This is a genomic window from Streptomyces sp. NBC_01775, from assembly GCF_035917675.1.
Classification (GTDB): domain Bacteria; phylum Actinomycetota; class Actinomycetes; order Streptomycetales; family Streptomycetaceae; genus Streptomyces.
Genome location: NZ_CP109104.1, coordinates 3,313,216 through 3,334,123, shown reverse-complemented (window position 1 = coordinate 3,334,123; position 20,908 = coordinate 3,313,216). Strand labels below are relative to the sequence as shown.

General features: G+C 69.2%; 16 protein-coding genes. 14 read left to right on the top strand and 2 right to left on the bottom strand.

Annotated elements, in window-relative coordinates:
• The first annotated feature begins 296 nt into the window (after positions 1-296).
• The 5 genes from OHB04_RS14835 to OHB04_RS14815 all read left to right on the top strand — a co-directional run bounded on the left by OHB04_RS14835 (position 297) and on the right by OHB04_RS14815 (position 6,055).
• Positions 297-1,946: a peptide ABC transporter substrate-binding protein gene (locus OHB04_RS14835; protein ID WP_326688156.1), complete on the top strand. Its 1,650-nt coding sequence runs from the start codon at positions 297-299 to the stop codon at positions 1,944-1,946.
• A gap of 6 nt (positions 1,947-1,952) precedes the next feature.
• A complete protein-coding gene (locus OHB04_RS14830; protein WP_326688155.1) occupies positions 1,953-2,876 on the top strand; it encodes an ABC transporter permease in 924 nt (307 codons plus the stop codon).
• Positions 2,877-2,969: 93 nt separating this feature from the next.
• The gene (locus OHB04_RS14825) at positions 2,970-3,923 is read left to right on the top strand and encodes an ABC transporter permease (protein ID WP_326807592.1); all 954 of its coding nucleotides are present in this window, start codon (positions 2,970-2,972) and stop codon (positions 3,921-3,923) included.
• A gap of 4 nt (positions 3,924-3,927) precedes the next feature.
• Positions 3,928-4,908, top strand: coding sequence for an ABC transporter ATP-binding protein (locus tag OHB04_RS14820; RefSeq protein ID WP_326688153.1), 981 nt, complete (start codon positions 3,928-3,930; stop codon positions 4,906-4,908).
• On the top strand, positions 4,898-6,055 hold the full coding sequence (locus OHB04_RS14815) for an ABC transporter ATP-binding protein (RefSeq protein ID WP_326807591.1): 1,158 nt from the start codon (positions 4,898-4,900) through the stop codon (positions 6,053-6,055). The genes OHB04_RS14820 and OHB04_RS14815 overlap by 11 nt, the downstream gene beginning before the upstream one ends.
• A 95-nt stretch (positions 6,056-6,150) precedes the next feature.
• On the opposite strand, the gene OHB04_RS14810 is transcribed toward OHB04_RS14815, so the two are convergent.
• Entirely contained in the window at positions 6,151-7,170 is a 1,020-nt protein-coding gene (locus tag OHB04_RS14810) for a hypothetical protein (RefSeq protein ID WP_326807590.1), read from the bottom strand.
• 501 nt (positions 7,171-7,671) lie between these two features.
• Between OHB04_RS14810 and OHB04_RS14805 the strand changes: the two genes are divergently transcribed.
• The 5 genes from OHB04_RS14805 to OHB04_RS14785 all read left to right on the top strand — a co-directional run bounded on the left by OHB04_RS14805 (position 7,672) and on the right by OHB04_RS14785 (position 14,046).
• Positions 7,672-8,706, top strand: coding sequence for an ABC transporter permease (locus OHB04_RS14805; protein WP_326688150.1), 1,035 nt, complete (start codon positions 7,672-7,674; stop codon positions 8,704-8,706).
• Positions 8,707-8,801: 95 nt separating this feature from the next.
• Positions 8,802-10,595: an ABC transporter substrate-binding protein gene (locus OHB04_RS14800; RefSeq protein ID WP_326807589.1), complete on the top strand. Its 1,794-nt coding sequence runs from the start codon at positions 8,802-8,804 to the stop codon at positions 10,593-10,595.
• A gap of 173 nt (positions 10,596-10,768) precedes the next feature.
• Complete coding sequence (locus OHB04_RS14795; protein ID WP_326688148.1) at positions 10,769-11,746, top strand: ABC transporter permease; 978 nt, start codon at positions 10,769-10,771, stop codon at positions 11,744-11,746.
• Positions 11,747-11,759: 13 nt separating this feature from the next.
• Positions 11,760-12,833 (top strand): ABC transporter ATP-binding protein, encoded by a 1,074-nt coding sequence (locus tag OHB04_RS14790; RefSeq protein WP_326688147.1) that lies wholly within the window; start codon positions 11,760-11,762, stop codon positions 12,831-12,833.
• Between the two features lie 25 nt (positions 12,834-12,858).
• Positions 12,859-14,046 (top strand): ABC transporter ATP-binding protein, encoded by a 1,188-nt coding sequence (locus tag OHB04_RS14785; RefSeq protein WP_326688146.1) that lies wholly within the window; start codon positions 12,859-12,861, stop codon positions 14,044-14,046.
• Positions 14,047-14,198: 152 nt separating this feature from the next.
• Here OHB04_RS14785 and OHB04_RS14780 read toward each other — a convergent pair whose 3' ends face one another.
• Positions 14,199-16,472, bottom strand: coding sequence for a S9 family peptidase (locus tag OHB04_RS14780; RefSeq protein WP_326807588.1), 2,274 nt, complete (start codon positions 16,470-16,472; stop codon positions 14,199-14,201).
• A gap of 276 nt (positions 16,473-16,748) precedes the next feature.
• Here OHB04_RS14780 and OHB04_RS14775 point away from each other — a divergent pair, with 276 nt between their 5' ends.
• From OHB04_RS14775 to OHB04_RS14760, 4 genes are all read left to right on the top strand, one after another.
• On the top strand, positions 16,749-16,943 hold the full coding sequence (locus tag OHB04_RS14775) for a hypothetical protein (protein ID WP_326688144.1): 195 nt from the start codon (positions 16,749-16,751) through the stop codon (positions 16,941-16,943).
• Positions 16,944-16,985: 42 nt separating this feature from the next.
• Entirely contained in the window at positions 16,986-17,972 is a 987-nt protein-coding gene (mshB, locus tag OHB04_RS14770; RefSeq protein ID WP_326807587.1) for an N-acetyl-1-D-myo-inositol-2-amino-2-deoxy-alpha-D-glucopyranoside deacetylase, read from the top strand.
• Positions 17,969-18,379 (top strand): DUF6113 family protein, encoded by a 411-nt coding sequence (locus OHB04_RS14765; RefSeq protein ID WP_326688142.1) that lies wholly within the window; start codon positions 17,969-17,971, stop codon positions 18,377-18,379. Before mshB ends, OHB04_RS14765 begins: the two co-directional genes overlap by 4 nt.
• A gap of 127 nt (positions 18,380-18,506) precedes the next feature.
• Entirely contained in the window at positions 18,507-20,822 is a 2,316-nt protein-coding gene (locus OHB04_RS14760) for a hypothetical protein (RefSeq protein ID WP_326807586.1), read from the top strand.
• The last annotated feature ends 86 nt before the right edge of the window (positions 20,823-20,908 follow it).

Below are 20,908 nucleotides of genomic sequence, written 5' to 3'. Positions count from 1 at the left end.
GGGCTGTGTCCCTTCTGACTAGCCGTTGTTGGGGGCTTCGCCCCCCCAGGCCCCTTTGGCCTCGCCGGCCGGGCGTTGGGGCGGCTCCTCCCCCAGCCTCCGGCCGGGGGGACCCCACCCAACTGCCCCCCGCTACGGGGGCTCCGCCCCCCTAGGACCCCCCGGGCAACATCCGAGGTGGGGCCGAATGGGTGTCGACTGTCTGGGCTTGGGCAGGTCAGCGGGGGTTTGTGGGACAAAAGGTGTTATGTGGGTTCTCGTCGGACTGAATCCAACAGCGCACCTAGGAGGCACCCATGCGTGGAGCCGTCCGCGTCATCTGGACCGGCAGGTCGCTCACCGCCGCCGTGGCGGTCGCCCTCACGGCCACGGCCTGCGGGGGCGGCTCGGGAGGGGGTGCCGGCGTTGGCGGTGGCTCCGGGGAGGGGGTCGTCCGCGCGTTCTGGACCGATCCCCAGCACCCGGTCGAGCCCGCGAACACCAACGAAGTACAAGGCGGCAAGGTCCTCGACATGGCCTTCCGGGGGCTCAAGAAGTACAACCCGGTCAGCGGTAGGGCGGAGAACGCTGTCGCGCAGTCGATCGACAGCAGCGACCAGCGGAATTTCACCGTCAAGCTCAGGAAGGGCTGGAAGTTCTCCGACGGTACTGCGGTCACCGCCAAGTCCTTCGTGGATGCCTGGAACTACGGCGCGCTCACCACCAACAAGCAGGTGAGCTCCTACTTCTTCCAGTACATCGACGGTTACGAGGATGTGCACCCGGAAAAGGGGAAGCCGAAGGCGAAGACCATGTCGGGGCTGAAGGTGAAGGATAAACTTACCTTTACCGTGAAGCTCAACCAGAAGTTCTCGCTCTGGCCCGACACGCTGGGATACAGCGCCTATGCGCCGCTGCCCAAGATGTTCTTCTCCGATCACGGTGAATGGCTGAAGAAGCCTGTGGGGAACGGGCCTTACCAGGTGGATTCGTACACCAAGGGGCAGTCGATGAAGCTGTCCAGGAACAAGCACTACAGAGGGCCGGACAAGCCTCGGAACAAGGGCGTCGAGCTGAAGGTCTACACCGACCAGAACACCGGGTACACCGACCTCCAGGCCGGTAATCTCGATGTGGTCGACGAACTCCCCGCCGGTCAGCTGAAGAACGCCAAGCGGGACCTGGACGGGCGGTACATCAACCAGCCCGCCGGGATCACGCAGTCTGTTTCCTTTCCGATGTACGACAAGAAGTGGCAGGGCAAGAAGGCGGTTCTGGTGCGGCGCGGCCTTTCCATGGCCATCGACCGTAAAGAGGTGACCGAGAAGATCTACCACGGCACCCGCGAGCCCGCGACCGACCTGACCTCACCCGTGCTGAAGGCGGCCGGCGGCTACAAGGCCGGGCTGTGCGGGGAGACCTGCACCTTCAACCCCAAGCGCGCCAAGCAGCTGATCAAGCAGGGCGGCGGCCTGCCCGGCGGCAAGATCAAGCTCACCTCGAACGTGGACACCGGCTCCCACCGGCAGTGGATGGAAGCGGTCTGCAACAGCATCAACGACACGCTCGGCAAGAACAACGCCTGCGCCGTCGACCCGGTGCCGACCTTCAGCGAGTTCCGCAACAACATCTCCGACAAGAAGATGAAGGGGATGTTCAGGACCGGCTGGCAGATGGACTATCCGCTGATCCAGAACTTCATCCAGCCGCTCTACTACACGGACGCCTCGTCGAATGACTCGCACTTCTCCGACCCGGCGGCCGACAAGCTGATGGACAAGGCGAACTCCTCCCAGGAGAGCGCCGCCGTCCCCACGTTCCAGCAGGCCGAGAAGCTCATTCTGGAGCAGCTGCCCGCCATTCCGCTGTGGTACCAGAACGGCAATGCCGGATACTCGGACCGCGTCAGCAACGTCAAGCTCAACCCCTTCTCCGTGCCGGTCTTCACCGACATCAAGGTCAAGTGACCCGAGGTGGGGCGCTACGTCATCAGACGACTGCTCCAGATGATTCCGGTCTTCATCGGAACCACCTTTCTCATCTTCGTGATGGTGTACGCCGTCGGGGACCCGGTCAACGCGATGTTCGGCGACCGGGCCCCCGACCCCGCCACGGCGGCCCAACTGCGCTCGGAGTTCAACCTCGACAAGCCCCTGTGGCAGCAGTACGTGCTCTACATGGGAAAGATCTTCACCGGCGACTTCGGCAACGCCTTTACCGGCCAGCCGGTGACGGAACTGATGGCGAACGCCTTCCCGATCACCATCCGGCTGGCGATCATCGCGATCGTCTTCGAAATCATCATCGGCATCACCCTCGGCGTGCTCACCGGGCTGCGGCGCGGGCGGCCCATCGACACCTCGGTGCTGATGCTGACCCTCGTCGTCATCTCCGTACCGACCTTTGTGACCGGCACCCTCGCGCAGTACCTCTTCGGCGTGAAGTGGGGCTGGATCCGGCCGGCCGTCTCGCCCGAGGCGCCGGTGAACGAACTGCTGCTGCCGGGGCTCGTGCTCGCGCTGGTCTCGCTCGCCTACGTCACCCGGCTGACCCGTACGTCCATCGCGGAGAACGCCCGTGCCGACTATGTGCGTACCGCCATCGCCAAGGGCCTGTCCCGGAGCCGGGTGACCGTGCGGCATCTGCTGCGCAACTCGCTGATCCCCGTTGTCACCTTCCTCGGCACGGACGTCGGCAACCTGATGGCGGGCGCGCTGGTGACCGAGCGGATCTTCAACATCCAGGGCGTCGGCTTCCAGCTGTGGCAGGGCGTCGTCCGCCAGAACTCACCGACGGTCGTCGGCTTCGTGACGATCCTCGTCATCGTCTTCCTGCTCGCGAACCTGCTCGTCGACCTCCTCTACGCCGTGCTCGACCCGAGGATCCGTTATGCGTGACCCGTCCTCCCGCCCTGACTTCCCCGACTGCCGGCCGGCCCCTCGCGCGCCCGTCACCGCCGTCGCGGCGGGAGAGAACCCGGGAGCCCGCACATGAAGGGGATGCCCGCCGTCGGGGGGCCCGGCGGGGCCATGGAGCTGGCGGAGAGCGAGGGGGCCGGGCTGGAGGGAGGCGACGGGCGGGGGCCTCGGAAGAAGGGGCGCAGCCTGTGGTCCGACGCCTGGCACGACCTGAGCCGGAATCCGGTGTTCGTCATCGCGGGCCTGCTGATCGCCTTTCTGGTCCTCATCTCCCTGTGGCCGCAGCTGATCGCCAGCCAGGACCCGCTCTCCTGCCGCCTGGGCCGCTCCCTCAACGAGGCCTCGGCCGGACACTGGTTCGGGTACGACACCCAGGGCTGTGACGTCTACACCCGCGTGGTCTACGGCGCTCGTACGTCCGTCACGGTCGGTGTCTGCTCCACGCTCGGGGTCGCCGTCCTGGGCAGTCTGCTCGGCGGGCTGGCCGGGTTCTTCGGCGGGGCGTGGGACGCGCTCCTCTCGCGGGTGACCGACGTCTTCTTCGGGATCCCGATCGTCCTGGGCGGGCTGGTCTTCCTCTCCATGACCGGCAGCCGCTCGGTGTGGACGGTGGTCTCCTTCATCGTGCTGCTCGGCTGGCCGCAGGTCGCCCGTATCGCACGCGGAGCGGTCATCACCGCCAAGCAGAACGACTACGTCCAGGCGGCCCGGGCCCTGGGCGCCGGCAACGCCCGGATGATGGTGCGGCACATCATGCCCAACGCCATCGCGCCCGTGATCGTGACCGCGACCATCGCGCTGGGCACCTACATCGCGCTGGAGGCCACTCTCAGCTACCTCGGCGTCGGCCTCCAGCCGCCCACCATCTCCTGGGGCGCCGACATCTCCGCCGCCTCCGAAGGCATGCAGTTCCGCAACGCGCCGCACATCCTCATCTATCCGGCCGCAGCGCTCAGCGTCACCGTGCTGGCGTTCATCATGCTCGGCGACGCCGTGCGCGACGCCCTCGACCCGAAGCTGAGGTGACGCAGTGAGCCTGCTCGAAGTGCGGGACCTCCACGTCGAGTTCCACACCCGCGACGGTGTCGCCAAGGCGGTCAACGGCGTCAGCTACAGCGTGGAGGAGGGCGAGACCCTGGCCGTGCTGGGCGAGTCGGGCTCGGGCAAGTCCGTCACCGCGCAGGCCGTCATGGGCATCCTCGACATGCCGCCGGGACGTATCCCCAGCGGGGAGATCCTCTTCCAGGGGCGGGACCTGCTGACGCTGCCCGAGGAGGAGCGCCGCAAGGTCCGCGGCTCCCGGATGGCCATGATCTTCCAGGACGCGCTCTCCTCGCTCAACCCGGTGCTGACGGTGGGCTATCAGCTCGGCGAGATGTTCCGGGTGCACCAGGACGCCTCCCGCAAGGAGGCCAAGGCCAAGGCCATGGAGCTGATGGAGCGGGTCCGCATTCCGGCGGCGCGCGAACGCGTGAACGACTACCCGCACCAGTTCAGCGGGGGGATGCGGCAGCGGATCATGATCGCGATGGCGCTGGCGCTGGAGCCGGATCTGATCATCGCGGACGAGCCGACGACGGCTTTGGACGTGACGGTTCAGGCGCAGGTGATGGAACTGCTCGCCGAGTTGCAGCGGGAGTTCAACATGGGGCTCATTCTGATCACCCATGACCTGGGGGTGGTCGCGGATGTGGCCGACAAGATCGCGGTGATGTACGCGGGCCGCATCGTGGAGACCGCGCCCGTCAAGGAGCTCTACCGCGCCCCCGCCCACCCCTACACCCGCGGCCTGCTCGATTCCATCCCCCGCCTCGACCAGAAGGGGCACCAGCTCAACGCCATCAAGGGGATGCCGCCCAGCCTGCTGGAGATCCCGCCCGCCTGCGCCTTCAACCCGCGCTGCCCCATGGCGCGCCCGGTGTGCCGCACGGACGATCCACCGCTGTACGAGGTCTCCGCGGACCGGGCCAGCGCGTGCCACTTCTGGAAGGAGATGCCCGATGTCCGCTGACCACTCGGGGAGCGAGGAGGCCGGGGAGGCCGGGGAGGCCGGGGAGGAGGGCGGTACGGCGCACCGCCTGCCGGCCGGGTCGCGTGCCAAGAGCGCCTACGCGCCGGGCGAGGCCATCTTGGAGGTGCGGGACCTGGTCAAGCACTTCCCCCTCACCCAGGGCATCCTCTTCAAGCGGCAGGTCGGCGCGGTCAAGGCCGTGGACGGCATCTCCTTCGACCTGCACAAGGGCGAGACGCTGGGCATCGTGGGGGAGTCGGGCTGCGGCAAGTCCACCGTCGCCAAGCTCGTGACCCACCTCGAACAGCCCACCTCGGGCACCATCCGGTACAAGGGCGAGGACATCACCAAGCTCTCGGGCCGCGCGCTGAAGGCCGTGCGCCGCAACATCCAGATGGTCTTCCAGGATCCCTACACCTCGCTCAATCCGCGCATGACGGTCGGTGACATCATCGGCGAGCCCTATGACATCCACCCCGAGGTGGCTCCCAAGGGCGACCGGCGGCGCAGGGTGCGGGAGCTGCTGGATGTGGTCGGGCTGAATCCCGAGTACATCAACCGCTACCCGCACCAGTTCAGCGGCGGCCAGCGGCAGCGCATCGGTATCGCGCGCGGGCTGGCCCTCCGCCCCGAGATCATCGTCGCGGACGAGCCGGTCTCGGCGCTGGACGTCTCGGTCCAGGCTCAGGTCGTCAACCTGATGGCCCGGCTCCAGGAGGAATTCGGGCTCTCCTACATCTTCATCGCGCACGACCTGTCCGTGGTGCGGCACATCTCCGACCGGGTGGGGGTGATGTACCTGGGCAAGCTCGTGGAGATCGGTACGGAAGAGGAGATCTACGAACACCCCACGCACCCCTACACCCAGGCCCTGCTCTCGGCCGTCCCGGTTCCCGACCCCGAGGCGGAGGCCGTACGCGAGCGCATCGTGCTGGAGGGCGACGTCCCCTCCCCGGCCAACCCGCCGTCGGGCTGCCACTTCCGCACCCGGTGCTGGAAGGCCCAGCAGCGCTGCGTCGTCGAGGAGCCGCTGCTGGCCGTGCCCGAGAACTTCGCCGGGACCGCACAGGAGGAGGCGGTGCATCACCCGTCGGCCTGCCACTTCGCCGCCGAACGCTCGACGGTCATCCCCCGGTCGACGGACTGAGCGCGCTCACCGGCGGAGCACCCGCATCAGCCGGACGCCGGCATCGGTCCGGGCACATCGCATCGCACCGCATCGCACCGGCCGGGCGCTGCGCGTTACGAGCTCGGCGGGGACGCCGCGTACGGTGCTGCGGCGCGGCCCCGGTAGTCGGACACCGTCTGCGGGTCACCCCGCTCGCCCCTGGCCAGAACCAGCAGCACCGCGGCACCCACGACGACCTCGAACACGTTGGTGAGCAGGCGCAGCCGCTCCTCGATGCTGACTTCGGCGAAGTGCTCGATCATGTCGATCTTGAGGGCGTAGGCGACGGCGGAGACGCCGAAGGCCAGCAGCGGCGCCGCGACGATCAGGCCCAGCGGACGGGAGAAGGGCGCCCCGGCCAGTGCCCCGACGGCCGCGACCAGGGCCACGAGGACGACCGTCCACGTCGCCCAGGCGGGCGGCACGTCCAGCAGCCGTATGATCGAGCGCTCACCGGTCAGCATCCGCTCGTAGCGGTCCCAGCCGGCCCGCTCCCAGGTGCGGATCTCCCACGCCGCGAGCACGGCCGCGCCGGACCCCAGCATCAGGAAGGCGGCAATGGCGCCACTCCTCGTGGGCCGGGCCGGCGGCTCCTCGGCGGGGTCGGTGGGGGGCGGGAAGCCGTATCCGTAGCCTCCGGGAGGCGGCTGCGTGGGGCGGCGGCCGGCGATGGCCGTGATGATCAGCACGGCGCCGATCGCCACTGCCGCGACGGTGCTGGAGAGCACCTTGCTCATCAGGCCGTCCGAGACGCCCTGCATCCAGTCGGCGTTGAGGTTCCACAGCCCCGGGGTGCGCAGCACCACCGTGAGCACGCCCGTGCCGATGAGTATCCCGGTGGCCGAGGAGGAGCGGACGGCGGTCACGGCGGCGACCGCGTAGAGCAGCAGCAACATCGGCTCGATGAACGAGGCGACCCAGATGCCGTCCTCGGAGCGGGCCAGCAGACCCGTCCAGTTCCACCAGACGTCGGTCACCTCGTTGGCCTTGGTGAAGTCGCGAATTATCCAGCCCAGGCTGATGAGCGCGAGCGCGGCGATCAGCACAGCCCCGAAGACGCGCGCACCGCGCGCGAGTGTTCTGTCCTGGCTCATGGCGCTTGGCCCCCCGTGGATGCGGATTCGCGACGCTCCAGACCTACCGGTGATCGTCGCCCCGGCAACACGCGTCGTTCTGGTCCGGGAGCGACGAACATGCGACCGCATACTTATGTTCGCACGATTCGCACGGCTCGCGCATGAGATCGGCACCCCTGGGCGCCCCGGGGACGGGGCCGCCGAGTGGCAGGGGGGCGTGGGGCCGTACGGACTTCAGGGTGGTGGATTCGGATATCGGGCAGACGACGGCCAAGTTGCAGGGCTGTTAAGGCGTTTGCTGCTGACTTATGTTGCTATGTCGCCTCCTGCTCAGAGCTGTCAAGCACGTAGAGACCTCGATCTGCGTAATGTTCGCTCAAGAAAGCACGCGACCGGCGTCGTTGCGTCCAACACCCCTTGACTCCGGGTTAATTGAGTTGCGAAAGTCCGCTCAACCCAGCCCGCATCACTGCCAGCGATTCGGGTTCCGGCGAGAATTGAGCGCGGGAGCACAACGCGATGACGAGTCCTTCCCAGGCTGCGACAGCCGGGGCCGATACTCCTGGCCCCGATGACGCGGGTCTGAGTTCTACGCGAGTTGAACAGAAGAACGCACTGGTGGGCCGCTCACCCGGGCAGCTCATGTGGATCCGCTTCAAGCGCGACCGCACGGGGGTCATCTCGGCCTGCATCGTGCTCGCCTTCTGCCTGATCGCGGCGCTGGCCCCGGTGATCTCCAAGCTGTACGGCAAGGATGCGTACACCCGTTACGGGCAGACGATCCCGGGGCTGCTGAACGACAACGGCTACCCGGTCAAGCCCAACGGCGGGATCAGCTCTGAGTACTGGTTCGGCATCGAGCCCGACCTGGGCCGCGACGTGTTCATGCAGCTCGTCTACGGCATCCGCACCTCGCTCTCGCTCGCGATCGCCATCACCCTGCTCTCGGTGATCACCGCCATCGTGATCGGCGTCGCCGGTGGCTACCTCGGGGGCCGGACCGACTACTTCCTCGGCCGGCTGACCGACTTGATGATGTCGTTCCCGAACCAGCTCTTCTTCATCGCCTTCACCCCGGTCGTCATGGCGCTGTTCGTCGACCCGCAGGACCAGATGCCGACGTGGATGCGCGCCTGCGTGCTGATCTACGTCATGTGGCTGCTGGGCTGGATGACCCTCGCGCGGCTGCTGCGCGGCCAGACGCTCTCACTGCGTGAGCGGGAGTTCGTCGAGGCGGCGAAGGTGGCGGGCACTCCGCCCGGCCGGATCATCCGCAAAGAACTGCTGCCGAACCTGGTGACGCCGATCCTGGTGCAGTCCACCTACATGCTGCCGAACAACGTGACCGCCATCGCGGGTCTGTCGTTCCTCGGCGTCGGCATGCCCGAACCCGTCCCGGACTGGGGCCGGATGTTCGCGACAGGGGCCGATATCTACCAGAGCGACATCACCTACATGTTCTTTCCGGGCGGCGCGATGGTGATCTTCATCCTCGCATTCAACCTGCTCGGAGACTCGGTCAGGGACGCGTTCGACCCGAAGTCGGGCCGATGACAGCCCGCCGCGACCGAGTGGTGGGGGGCGCTGCCACCCCGTACGGCATCAGTCAGGCAGCGACGGACAACCGACAGGCAGGTGCAGAGACCACCATGAGCAGAGTGACCATACGCACGGTGCGCGCCCCCCTCGCGGCGCTCGCCGCCGGTGCGCTGTTCCTCACCGGCTGCAGCAGTGGCGGGGGCGGGGACGACGGCGGGGACACCAAGGCCAAGAAGCAGGGCGAGGACGTCTCCTACACCTTCGCCGACACCGCTGCCTCCAAGGGCCCGGCTCCCGAGGTCAAGGGCGCCAAGCCCGGCGGCACCATCAAGGTGCTCCAGCGCGACAGCTACGCACACCTGGACCCCGCGCAGATCTACGTCAGCGACGAAGGCGCGCTCTCCACTCTGATCCACCGTCGGCTGACCAACTACAAGAAGGACAGCGACGGCAAGTACTCGGTCGTCGGTGACCTCGCCACCGACAGCGGTCAGAAGTCCGACGGCGGCAAGACCTGGACGTACAAGCTGAAGGACGGCATCAAGTTCGAGGACGGCTCGGCCATCACCTCGAAGGACATCCGTCACACCATCGAGCGGACCTTCGCGCCGTTCATCAGCGAGGGTCCGACCTTCATCCAGCAGTGGCTGGCCGACACCGGCGGCACCGACTACCGCAAGCTGCTCAAGGGCGGCCCGTACAAGGGCAAGCACCTGCCGGACAGCGTGCTGGAGACGCCGGACGACCAGACGGTCATCTTCCACTTCAAGAAGCCGCAGGCCGAGCTGCCCTACGCGCTGGCCATGGCGGGCTACGGCGTGGTGTCCGAGAAGAAGGACACCAAGGAGAAGTACGACAAGAAGCCGCTCTCCTCGGGTCCGTACAAGATCGAGTCGTTCAAGTCCGGCAAGAGCATGAAGCTGGTGAAGAACAAGGAGTGGGACCCGAACACCGACTCGCAGCGCAACCAGTATCCGGATGCCTTCGACATCCAGTTCGGTGTCTCCTTCGAGGACTCCACCAAGCGGCTGATGTCGGACTCGGGTGAGAACCAGACCGCGACGAGCTTCACGAACCAGGTCGACGCCTCCAGCATGCAGGAGGTGCGCTCGAACCCCGACGTCAAGAAGCGCTCGGTCTCCGGGTACCAGTCCTACGTCGGCTACATGAACATCAACAACGACCGGATCAAGAACAAGAAGGTCCGGCAGGCCATCGCCTACGCGATTCCCTCGCAGTCCATCGTCTCCGCCTTCGGCGGCTCCGGCGGTGCCCAGCTGGCGGGCAACTACATCAGCCCGACGCTGGTGGGCCAGCAGCCCACCGACCCGTTCGGCAAGCTGAAGAAGCCGCAGGGTGACGTCGCCAAGGCGAAGAAGCTCCTGAAGCAGTCCGGCAAGAAGGGCATGAAGCTCACCTTCGCCTTCCAGAACGCTCCCGAGTGGCAGAAGTTCTCCGTCGCCGTCACGGACAACCTGAAGAAGGCCGGCTTCAACGTCCAGAAGAAGGACATCATCGCCGACACGTACTACGACCAGATCGGCAAGGTCAAGAACAACTACGACATCTACCACAACTCGTGGGGTGCCGACTGGCCGAGTGCCTCGACCGTGGTTCCCAACACGTTCGACGGCCGTCAGGTCCAGGACGGCGCGGCGAACTACTCGCACCACAAGAACCCGAAGTTCGAGAAGGAGATGGACCGCATCCGGGCCATGTCCAACCCGAACAAGGCGGCCGATGAGTGGCAGAAGCTCGCGGACAAGATCCTCAAGGAGGACGTCCCCGCGGTGCCGCTCCAGTACTACAAGGCGATCCAGCTCTACGGGTCGAAGATCGGCGGGGTCTACTTCGACGAGTCCCTGCACGACCTCAACCCGACGTCGCTCTACGTGAAGAAGTAGCGCACAGGCACCTCCGGCCCAGGCCGTGACCGTCGCCGCCCGCCCCGCTCAGCCGGGCGGGCGGCGCAGGCCCGGGCCCCCGGGCTCCGGCGCCCGGGGCACCCCGCGTGCCTGGCGCCGCCCGCTTCCCACCCGTCTCGATTCCGCTGTCGCACCGAGAGCTGCGTTCCGTCATGCTGCGATTTCTCCTCCGCCGGTCACTCGGCGCCGTGGTGATCCTGCTGATCATCAGCGCCGTCACCTTCTTTCTCTTCTACGCCGTCCCCCGGGACCCGGCGACGCTGGCCTGCGGCAAGAACTGCACGCCGGACGCGCTGGCGGTCATCCGCAAGAACATGGGCATCGACGCGCCCGTTCCGGTCCAGTACTGGAACTTCATGATCGGCATCTTCGCCGGCCGCACCTTCGCACAGGGCGACTGTCCCGCCCCCTGCTTCGGGTACTCCTTCGCCAACCAGGACCCCGTGTGGGAGACCATCGTCGACCGCTTCCCCACCACGGTCTCGCTGACCGTCGGCGGGGCGATCGTCTTCCTCGTCATCGGACTGGGATCCGGCATGATCGCCGCCGCCAATCGCGGCACCTGGGTCGACAAGCTCTTCAGCTCCGCCTCTCTGGTGCTCAGCTCGATGCAGATCTACTTCATCGGCCCGCTCGTACTGGCGCTCGTGGTCTACAAGATGGAACTGCTGGACCAGCCCAAGTACGTGCCGCTCACCGAGGATCCGGTCGGCTGGTTCCTGGGACTGCTGATCCCCTGGATGGTGGTCCAGATCATCTTCACCGCGAACTACACCAGGCTCTCCAGGTCTTCGATGATCGAGCAGCTCCAGGAGGACCACGTCAGAACGGCCCGCGCCAAGGGCATGGGAGGCAAGTACGTCTTCTTCCGCTACGCCTGGCGCGGCTCGCTCATCCCGATCGTCACCATCTTCGGCGTCGACCTGGGCTCTCTGTTCGGCGGCGCGATGATCACCGAGTGGACGTTCTCGCTGCCGGGACTGGGCACGCTGGCGGTCAACTCGGTGGAGAACACCGACCTGCCCATGGTGATGGGTGTGATGCTCTTCGCGGCCACCTTCATCATCCTCTTCAACATCCTCGTGGACGCCGCCTACGCGTTCATCGACCCGCGCGTGCGGCTGTCCTAGGAGATCCGGCACCATGACCACCCTGACCAAGGAAGCGGACGTACCGGCTCCGCGCGGCTCGGGCGAGGGAGACCCCTTCCTCTCGGTGCGCGACCTGTATGTGCACTTCGCCACCGAGGACGGCACCGTCAAGGCCGTCGACGGGCTCTCCTTCGACCTGGAGCGCGGCTCGACCCTCGGCATCGTCGGCGAGTCCGGCTCCGGCAAGTCGGTCACCAACCTCTCGATCCTCGGGCTGCACAACCCCCGCTCGACCGAGGTGTCCGGCGAGATCCTGCTCGACGGGCAGGAGCTCACCGGGGCCCGCGAGAAGACCCTGGAATCGCTGCGCGGCAACAAGATGGCGATGATCTTCCAGGACGCCCTGACGGCGCTCTCGCCCTACTACACCATCGGCCGCCAGATCGCCGAGCCCTACCGCAAGCACATGGGCGTCTCCAAGCGCGAGGCCCATCTGCGCGCGATCGAGATGCTGGACAAGGTCGGCATCCCCAACCCCAGGACGCGGGTCAACGACTATCCGCACCAGTTCAGCGGCGGCATGCGCCAGCGCGCCATGATCGCGATGGCGCTGGTGTGCAACCCGGACCTGCTGATCGCCGACGAGCCGACCACGGCCCTGGACGTCACCGTGCAGGCCCAGATCCTCGACCTGCTCAAGGACCTCCAGCAGGAGTTCGGCTCCGCGATCATCTTCATCACCCACGACCTCGGCGTGATCGCCAACGTCGCCGACGACATCCTGGTGATGTACGGCGGCCGGGCCGTCGAGCGCGGCACCGTCGGTGAGGTGCTGCGCGCCCCCCAGCACCCCTACACCTGGGGCCTGCTCACCTCGATGCCGAGGCTGTCCGGTGACGTCAACGAGGCGCTCACCCCGATCGACGGCACCCCGCCGAGCCTGCTCGCGCCGCCGCCCGGCTGCCCGTTCCACCCGCGCTGCACGTTCGTGGACGAGGTGGCGAGCGGCACGTCCTGCTCCAGCGACCGGCCGGCGCTGCCCGACGGGCGCGGGGCCGCCTGCCATCTGACGGCGGAGCAGAAGCGCACGATCTTCGTCGAGCAGATCAAGCCCAGGCTGAGCTAGGACAGGCAGAGGGAGAAACAGACCAATGAGCGATGACCTCACCCTGACCAAGCCGGGCGACGACGCGGCGGACAGCACGTCCGCAGGGCGTACGGGCGAACCCCTGCTGAGGGCGGAGAACCTGGCCAAACACTTTCCGATCATGGGGGGCTTCCCCTTCAAACGGAAGGTGGGAGAGGTCCAGGCCGTCTCCGGTATCGACCTGACCGTCCACGCGGGGGAAAGCTTCGGACTGGTGGGCGAGTCCGGCTGCGGCAAGTCCACCACCGGCCGGCTGCTGACCCGGCTGCTGGAGCCCACGGGCGGAAAGATCACCTACGCGGGGCAGGACATCACCTACGCCAACCGCAAGCAGATGTCGCCGGTCCGCTCCGAGATCCAGATGATCTTCCAGGACCCGTACTCGTCGCTGAACCCGCGCCAGACCGTCGGCTCCATCATCGGCGGCCCCATGGAGGTCAACGGCATCAACCCGGCCGGCGGGCGCGAGAAGCGCATCCGGGAGCTGCTGGAGACCGTCGGCCTCAACCCCGAGCACTACAACCGCTTCCCGCACGAGTTCTCCGGCGGCCAGCGCCAGCGCATCGGCGTCGCGCGGGCCCTGGCGCTGGAGCCGAAGCTGATCGTGGCCGACGAGCCGGTCTCCGCGCTGGACGTCTCCATCCAGGCGCAGGTCGTCAACCTCCTCCAGGAGGTGCAGCGCGAGATGGGCATCGCCTTCGTCTTCATCGCGCACGACCTGGCCATCGTGCGGCACTTCTCCGAGCGGGTCGCGGTGATGTACCTCGGCAAGATCGTGGAGGTCGGTGAGCGGGACGCCATCTACAACCGTCCCCGCCACCCCTACACCCACGCGCTGCTGTCGGCCGTGCCGGAGGCGGTGCTGCTGTCGGACGAGCCGGAGGAAGAGGTCAGGGGCCAGCAGGGCGGCGGCGCCAAGGAGCGCATCCGGCTGGCGGGCGACGTGCCCTCACCGATCAACCCGCCGTCGGGCTGCCGCTTCCGCACCCGCTGCTGGAAGGCGCAGGACAAGTGCGCCAAGGAAGAGCCGCCGCTGGTGCAGATCCCCGGGAACACCGAGGGGCACCTGACGGCCTGCCACTTCCCCGAGGAGCCCACGACGGCCGCCGCGGCGCGCCGCGAGGACATCATCCTGGACACCGCGCTGCGCGCCATGGAGGACGCCCCGGGGGAGACGGCGAAGACGAGCTGAGCCCCCGCCCTGCCCCTTCTCCGCCGCCACGGCCCTCAGCGACAGCGAGGGCCGTGGCGGCGTCCTGGGGGAGGGGGACGCCCAGCGCGGGGGCCCTCAGCCGGGACATGCCCTCAGCCGGGAGACGGCCTCACCTTGCTGTCCGGCCTGCCTCAGCCGATCCCCAACGACCGCTTCAGGAAGCCCACTTGCAGCAGGAGCAGGTTCTCCGCGACCTGCGGCCCGCTGGCCATGTGGGTGACGCCCGAGAGCGGCAGCACCTCATGGCCGCGTCCGGCCGCCAGCAGCGCGGAGGACAGCCGCAGCGCGTGCGCGACCACGACGTTGTCGTCGGCGAGCCCGTGAATGATCATCAGCGGCCGGTGAGGACCGTCCTCGGCCACGCCGGACAGCCCCTCATCGGTGACCAGTGACGCCTCCGCGTACACGGCCGGGCCGTCCTGCGGAGTGCCGCAGTACCGCTCCGTGTAGTGCGTGTCATACAGCCGCCAGTCCGTCACCGGGGCGCCCGCGACCGCCGCGTGGAAGACGTCGGGACGGCGCAGCACCGCCAGCGCTGAGAGGTAGCCGCCGTAGGACCAGCCGCGGATGCCCACCCGGGTCAGGTCCAGCGGGAAGCTGTCCGCGAGCGAGTGCAGTGCCTCGACCTGGTCGTCCAGGGTGACGTGGGCCAGATCGTGGTGGACGGCCTTCTCCCAGCCCGGCGAGTATCCAGGCGTGCCGCGCCCGTCGGCGGCGACGACGGCGAAGCCCTGGTCGGCGAACCACTGCGCCGTCAGATGCGCGTTGTGCGCGGCCACGACCCGCTGCCCGTGCGGCCCGCCGTAGGGGTCCATCAGCACCGGAAGCGGACCGTCCCCTTCGCGGTACCCGCTGGGCAGCACCACGGCGGCCGGGATACGGCGCCGCCCGGTGTGCAGCAGCCGGGGCGCGGTCGCGAGCACGGGCGTCTCGGCGCCGGAGGCGATCACTCCGGCCTGCTCCAGTCCCCTGTGCCGTTCCCCGGCTGCGCTTTCTGCGCCTGCTGTGCCTGCTGTGCCCTCTGTGGTTTCTGCGTCCACTGTGTCCGCTGTGGGGGTCGCCTGCCGCAGCACGACCGCACGCGAGCCGGGTCGCTCCAGGGTCGCGGAGGACAGCACGAGCGTGCCGCCGCCCCGTGCGGCCGAGGCCACGTGCGGGCCCTCCTCCGTCGCGAGGCGTACGGGCTCGCCGCCCGCCAGCGGCACTTGGTAGACCCCCACATCGCCGGGCGCGACGCGGCCGGAGGTCTCGCCCTCGGAGGCGGAGAAGAGGACGTCTTCGTCGCCGATGTCCAAAACGGCCCGTACGTGCAGGCCGGAAGAGGTGAGCCGCCGTGCGCCCGCCATGAGCACCCGTGCGCCCTCACCGTCCGGCGTGCTTTCCCCAACGGCCCCTTCCCCGTCCGTCATCCGGACGAGGCTTCCGTCCGGTGCCCAGGCGGGTACGCCGCCGAAGAGTTCTAGCCAGATTGGATCTTTCTCGGTGAGTGTGACGGAAGTCGCACCGCTGCCCGTGTCCACCGTCAGATACGCGGCCTCCCGCTGGTCCCGGCTCTGTACCAGCAGCAGCGGAGGGCCGTAGGACGACCAGTGCACGCGGGCGAGATACGGGTAGCGCTCCCGGTCCCAGGAGACCTCGGTGCGGGACCCGTCGAGGTCGACGAAATGCAGTGTGACCTCGGCATTCCCGGTTCCGGCCGCCGGGTAGGCCACCCGGGCCGGCTCGCTTTCGGGGTGGGCCGGATCGGCGATCCACCAGCGCGCGACGGGCGCGTCGTCCACCCGGGCGACCAGCAGCCGGTCCGAGTCGGGCGACCACCAGAACCCGCGGGTCCTGGACATCTCCTCCGCGGCGATGAACTCCGCGAGCCCCCAGGTCACCGTGTCCGGCCCGGACTCGGTGAGGGCCCGGTCGCTGCCGCCGGAACCGTCGTCGGAGGCGGCGATCACCCGCAGGGTGCCCCCTGACACGTAGGCGATGTGTCGCCCGTCCGGGGCAGGCCGCGGGTCCACCACGGGGGTCGGCGTGGCCAGCTCGCGGGCCGTCCCCGCGCGCAGCTCAGCGGTGAACAGCCGTCCCGAAAGAGCGAAAGCGGCCATCTCCACGGAACTGTCGGTGGCATATCCGACCACCCCGGCCGTGCCCTCCCGGCTGCGCTCGCGCCGCGCGCGCTCCTCGGGCGACAGCTCCTCCTCGGCCCCTCCCAACAGCGCGCGAGGATCGGCCGCGATGCGCTCCGTGCCCTCTGCCACATCCCTCACCCAGAGGAGATGTGCCAGGTCAGTGCCACCACGGGAGCGCAGGAAAGCGACGCGTGTGCCGTCTGGGGCCACGGTGAAGGACCGCGGAGCTCCAAGTGTGAATCTGTGGGTACGCGCGTGCTGCTGGGGGAAAGTCGTAGCCATGCGGCTGACCGTACTTGCCCTTGAGTCCGGCTGTGATCCCCTTCGGGTCCGGGTGCGGGACGATGGTCAGGTCGTGTGCAGTTGGCTGGAACTGAATATGCGCCCCTCCTCTGCACCTGTGCACCGACCCGTGCGGTCGCGCGGATAATTATGATCCGTTGCGCATGGTGGGTGCTGGGTATGAAGCCGGTGGCTCCTCCATGCCGGAGCGAGCCGGCTGACTCGTGTGACCGATCAGATCCCGTACCAACCGCGCGTACTTGGAGGTGAACCGCCGTGGCACTCTCGATTTCGGCGGTGGTGCTGCTGGCTGTCATCGTCTTCCTGCTCGTGAAGAAATCCGGGCTGAAGGGCGGGCACGCGGTGGTCTGCATCCTGTTGGGCTTCTACCTGGCCAGTTCGTCGATCGCGCCCACGATCAACGAGCTGACCACGAATGTCGCCGGGATGATCGGCGGCATCAAGTTCTGACGTGCGGGCCCGCACGCGGGCCCGCACCGTAGGCTCAGGGGCATGAGCGCTGCGTTTCCCCGGGGGGCTGCCCCCGGATCACCGGCCGCCCCTGGGCGCCGTCTGCTGCTGGTGCACGCCCACCCGGACGACGAGTCCATCACCACGGGCGCCACCATGGCCAAGTACGCGGCGGAGGGCGCCCACGTCACCCTCGTCACCTGCACCCAGGGTGAGGAGGGCGAGGTGATCCCGGCGGCGCTGGCCCGGCTGGCGCCCGACCGGGACGACACCCTCGGCCCGTACCGCGCCGGCGAACTGGCCGCCGCCATGCGCGCGCTGGGCGTGCGCGACCACCGCTTCCTGGGCGGGCCCGGCCGCTACCGCGACTCGGGCATGATGGGCGCCCCGCAGAACGACCGTCCCGGCTGCTTCTGGCGGGCGGACGTGGACGAGGCGGGTGAGCTGCTGGCCGAGGTGATCCGCGAGGTGCGCCCCCAGGTGCTCGTCACCTACCGCCCCGACGGCGGATACGGCCACCCGGACCACATCCAGGCCCACCGCGTGGCCACCCGCGCCGTGGAACTGGCCGGTCGCGAGGGCCGTGCGACGGACGGCGCCCCGGCCGAGCCGCACCACGTCGAGCGCGTCTACTGGAACATCGTCCCGCGCCCCGTCCTCGATGAGGGCTTCACCCGGCTGCGGGCCGCCGCCGGGGCGGGGGAGGTCTTTCCCTTTCCGGGCTTCACAGGCGATACGGGCTTCGCCGCGCCCGACGATGTCCCGGGGGTGGTGGACAGCGCGACCGCCGTCGATGTCACCGTGGACGCCCGGGCGTACGAGAAGACGAAGGCGACGGCGATGGCGGCACACGAGACCCAAATCTCCGTGAGGGAGACCTCACGGGGTGACTTCTTCGCGCTCTCCAACGGGCTCGGCCAGCCGCTGACCGGCCTGGAGTTCTTCCAGCGCGCTGACCGGGCGGCGGGCTCGGCCGGCGTCGGAGCCGCCGACGCCGCCGACGATCTCTTCCTCGGAGTGAGCGGATGAGCGCCCCGAGTCAGGGCGCGGCCGACTGGGGCGCCTACCCCGTGGCCACCGGAGCGCGGGCCGCGGTCTATGCCGGGCTGGCCGTGCTCGGCGTGCTGACCGGCGTGGCCGGCACCCTGTTGCAGGCCGCGTGGTTCCCGCTCGGGCTGCTGGTCGCGCTCGCCGCCGCCGTCGGCCTCTTCCACGGCGGTGCCAAGCTGTGCCGTACGAAGGTGGGAGCCGCGGCGCCGGGGGCGGGATGGGCGGTCGCGGTGATGCTGATGACCACCTCGCGGCCGGAGGGGGACTTTCTCTTCGGCGCGGGGATCCCCTCGTACATCTATCTGTTCGGCGGGCTCCTCGCGGCTGTGATGTGTACCACGATCGCGCTGCCCGCGCCCCCTGTGTCAGCGAACAAATACCGCTGAGAGGGCTGTTACTGGGCGATTCGGTGGTCCCGGAGCCGGTGTCCCGTGCCCCCAGTATTGTGGTGCGCGCCGGCGAGCCGCCTTCGGGCCATCATGAAGACGGCGAATCCATCCGGGAGTACCTGCTTTGAGTCGTGAAACTGACAGTTCGTCCTCCGGGCCCAAGAGGCGCGGCGGTTCCCCGTACCCTTCCGGGACCGATCCGTACGGCACCTCCGGCGCCGGCGCAGACCCGGCCGGCCAGGGTGCCGAGCCGGAGGCGGGGGCGAAGGCGGACGAGCCGAGGACCGAGACGACGCTCACCACCCGCATCCGCATCAACATCCCCGGCTCGCGGCCCATTCCGCCCGTGGTGATGCGGACACCGGTGGGCGACGACGACGGAGCCGCCGCGTCCGACGGGGCCAACGCCGGCCCCAGGAAGACTTCCGGCCCCAAGAGCGCGGGGGCCGGCCCGGGAGAGGTGCCGGGCGCCGGGGCGCCCTCGCCCGCCGAGGAGGCGCGCACCCGTGCCGGTGGCCCCGCGGTGCCCCCTCCCATGGGTCCGGGTGGTGTCCCGCAGGCGCCCGGCCCGGCCGGTGCCTCCGGCGTCGCGCCGGCCGCCGCGACGGCGTCGGGCTCCGGGAGCGGTGAGAGCCCGGAGGACCCGTCCAGGACGGGCGAGTTCACCCAGGAGACCAGCGACTGGTTCGCGCCGCGCAAGTCGCCCAAGAGCGGGTCCGGTGCCTCCTCCGGTGCCACGCCGCCCCCCGCACCCTCCGGTGGCGCGAGCGGTACGGGCGGTTCGGGGAACGAGCGGGGCGACCTGCCGTACTTCACCGAGCCGCGCCCGGCCGAGCCGCGCCCGCGCTCGGGCATAGACGAAGTGGACGAGCGGCGCCGGCCCGACGCCGAGTCCGGACCGGGTTCGACGGGCGAGATGCCGTTCCCCGGCGCGGGTGGCCCCACGGACACGCCCGCCGAGGGCCTTCCGCTGCTCGACCCCTCGGTGGGCCTGGGCGGCGGCCCGGCGGGCGGGGCGCCCAGCGGACCGACGACGGGGCCCGCGAGCGGCGACATGCCCGTGCCTCCGGTGCCCGGCGCCCCTGGCGTTCCCGGCGGTGCGCCGGGACCGCTGGGGACCCCGGCCCCCGCACCGGGTCAGGACCCGGCGGCGGGTCCGGCGGCCGGACCGGGCGGAACTCCCCCCGCCGGCACGCCCGTTGTGCCCGGCGCTCCCGGCGGTGGACCCCCCGCCGCGCACTCGACCCTCGGCCTGGGCACCGGCCCCGCGCCCTTCGCGCCGGACGGCGTGGGCACCGCCATCTACGGCACCGGAGACCCGGCGGGCCCGGGTGCTCCCGGAGCCGGGGGCGGCGAACAGCGGCTGGCGAGCGAGACCGTCGTCAGCGGCGTCCCGCACCCGACGCCCGAACCGGCCCCCGCCGCGCCCAAGAGCGGCAAGGGCAAGCAGGCGAAGGCGGGCAAGGCCAAGAAGAAGGGCGGGCGCTCCAAGCTGGTCCTGGCCGGTGTCGCCGTCGTCGGCGTGTGTGGCGTCGCGTACGGCACCGGGCTGCTGCTCGACCATGCCGACGTTCCCAAGAACACCACCGTCCTCGGCGTCGAGATCGGCGGACTGAGCAAGCACGAGGCCGTCAAGAAGATGGACGACAGCCTCGGCAAGCGCACGACCGAGCCCTTCAAGGTCGTCGCGGCCGGTAAGCAGGCCGAGTTGAAGCCGAGCGTGGCCGGGCTGACGTTCGACACCGAGGCCACCGTCCGCAACGCCGCCGGGCGGGACTACAACCCGGTCTCCGTCATAGGCTCCCTCTTCGACGTCCGCCGCACGGCCGAGCCCGCCGTGAAGGTGGACAAGGCCAAGATGGAGTCGGCACTCTCCCGCGTCGCCGCGGGTGCGGGGGGCCGGGGCAGCAGCCCCTCGGACGGCATGGTCAAGTTCGTGAACGGCAGGGCCGTCGCGGTCAAGGGCAAGCCGCACAAGGGCGTCGACACGGCCAAGTCCTCCTCGACGCTGGAGAAGGCGTACAAGCGGCGCGCCGTCTCGGGCTCGAACAAGCCCGTGACGCTGCCCGTCACCCTCCAGCAGCCCAAGATCGGCGACGCCGAGCTGAAGACGGCGGTGAACGGTTTCGGCCGCACCGCCATGTCCGGCTGGGTGTGGCTGGAGGCGGGCGATGTGAAGGTGCCGTTCAGCCAGAAGACCATGGGCAAGTTCCTGACGATGCGCGCGGGCGGCGGCTCGCTCCAGCCGGTCATCGACCCCGTCGCGCTGAAGGCGACGTACGGCTCGGCGTTCGACGGCGTCGTGGTCGACGGCGGCGCGGGCAAGGTCAGGATGACCCCGCAGCACGCGGCCTCCGCGATGATCCAGGCCCTCCGCAAGAAGGCGCCCCCGAAACCGGGCGAACGCGTCGCCAAGGTCCCCGGATCCCACTCGGGCTGACCCCCGGTCTCCTGCCGGACCGCACACCCCGGGGCGCCCCCGCCACGCATGGCGGGGGCGCCCTCGTGCTGTCCGGGGCCCTCGTG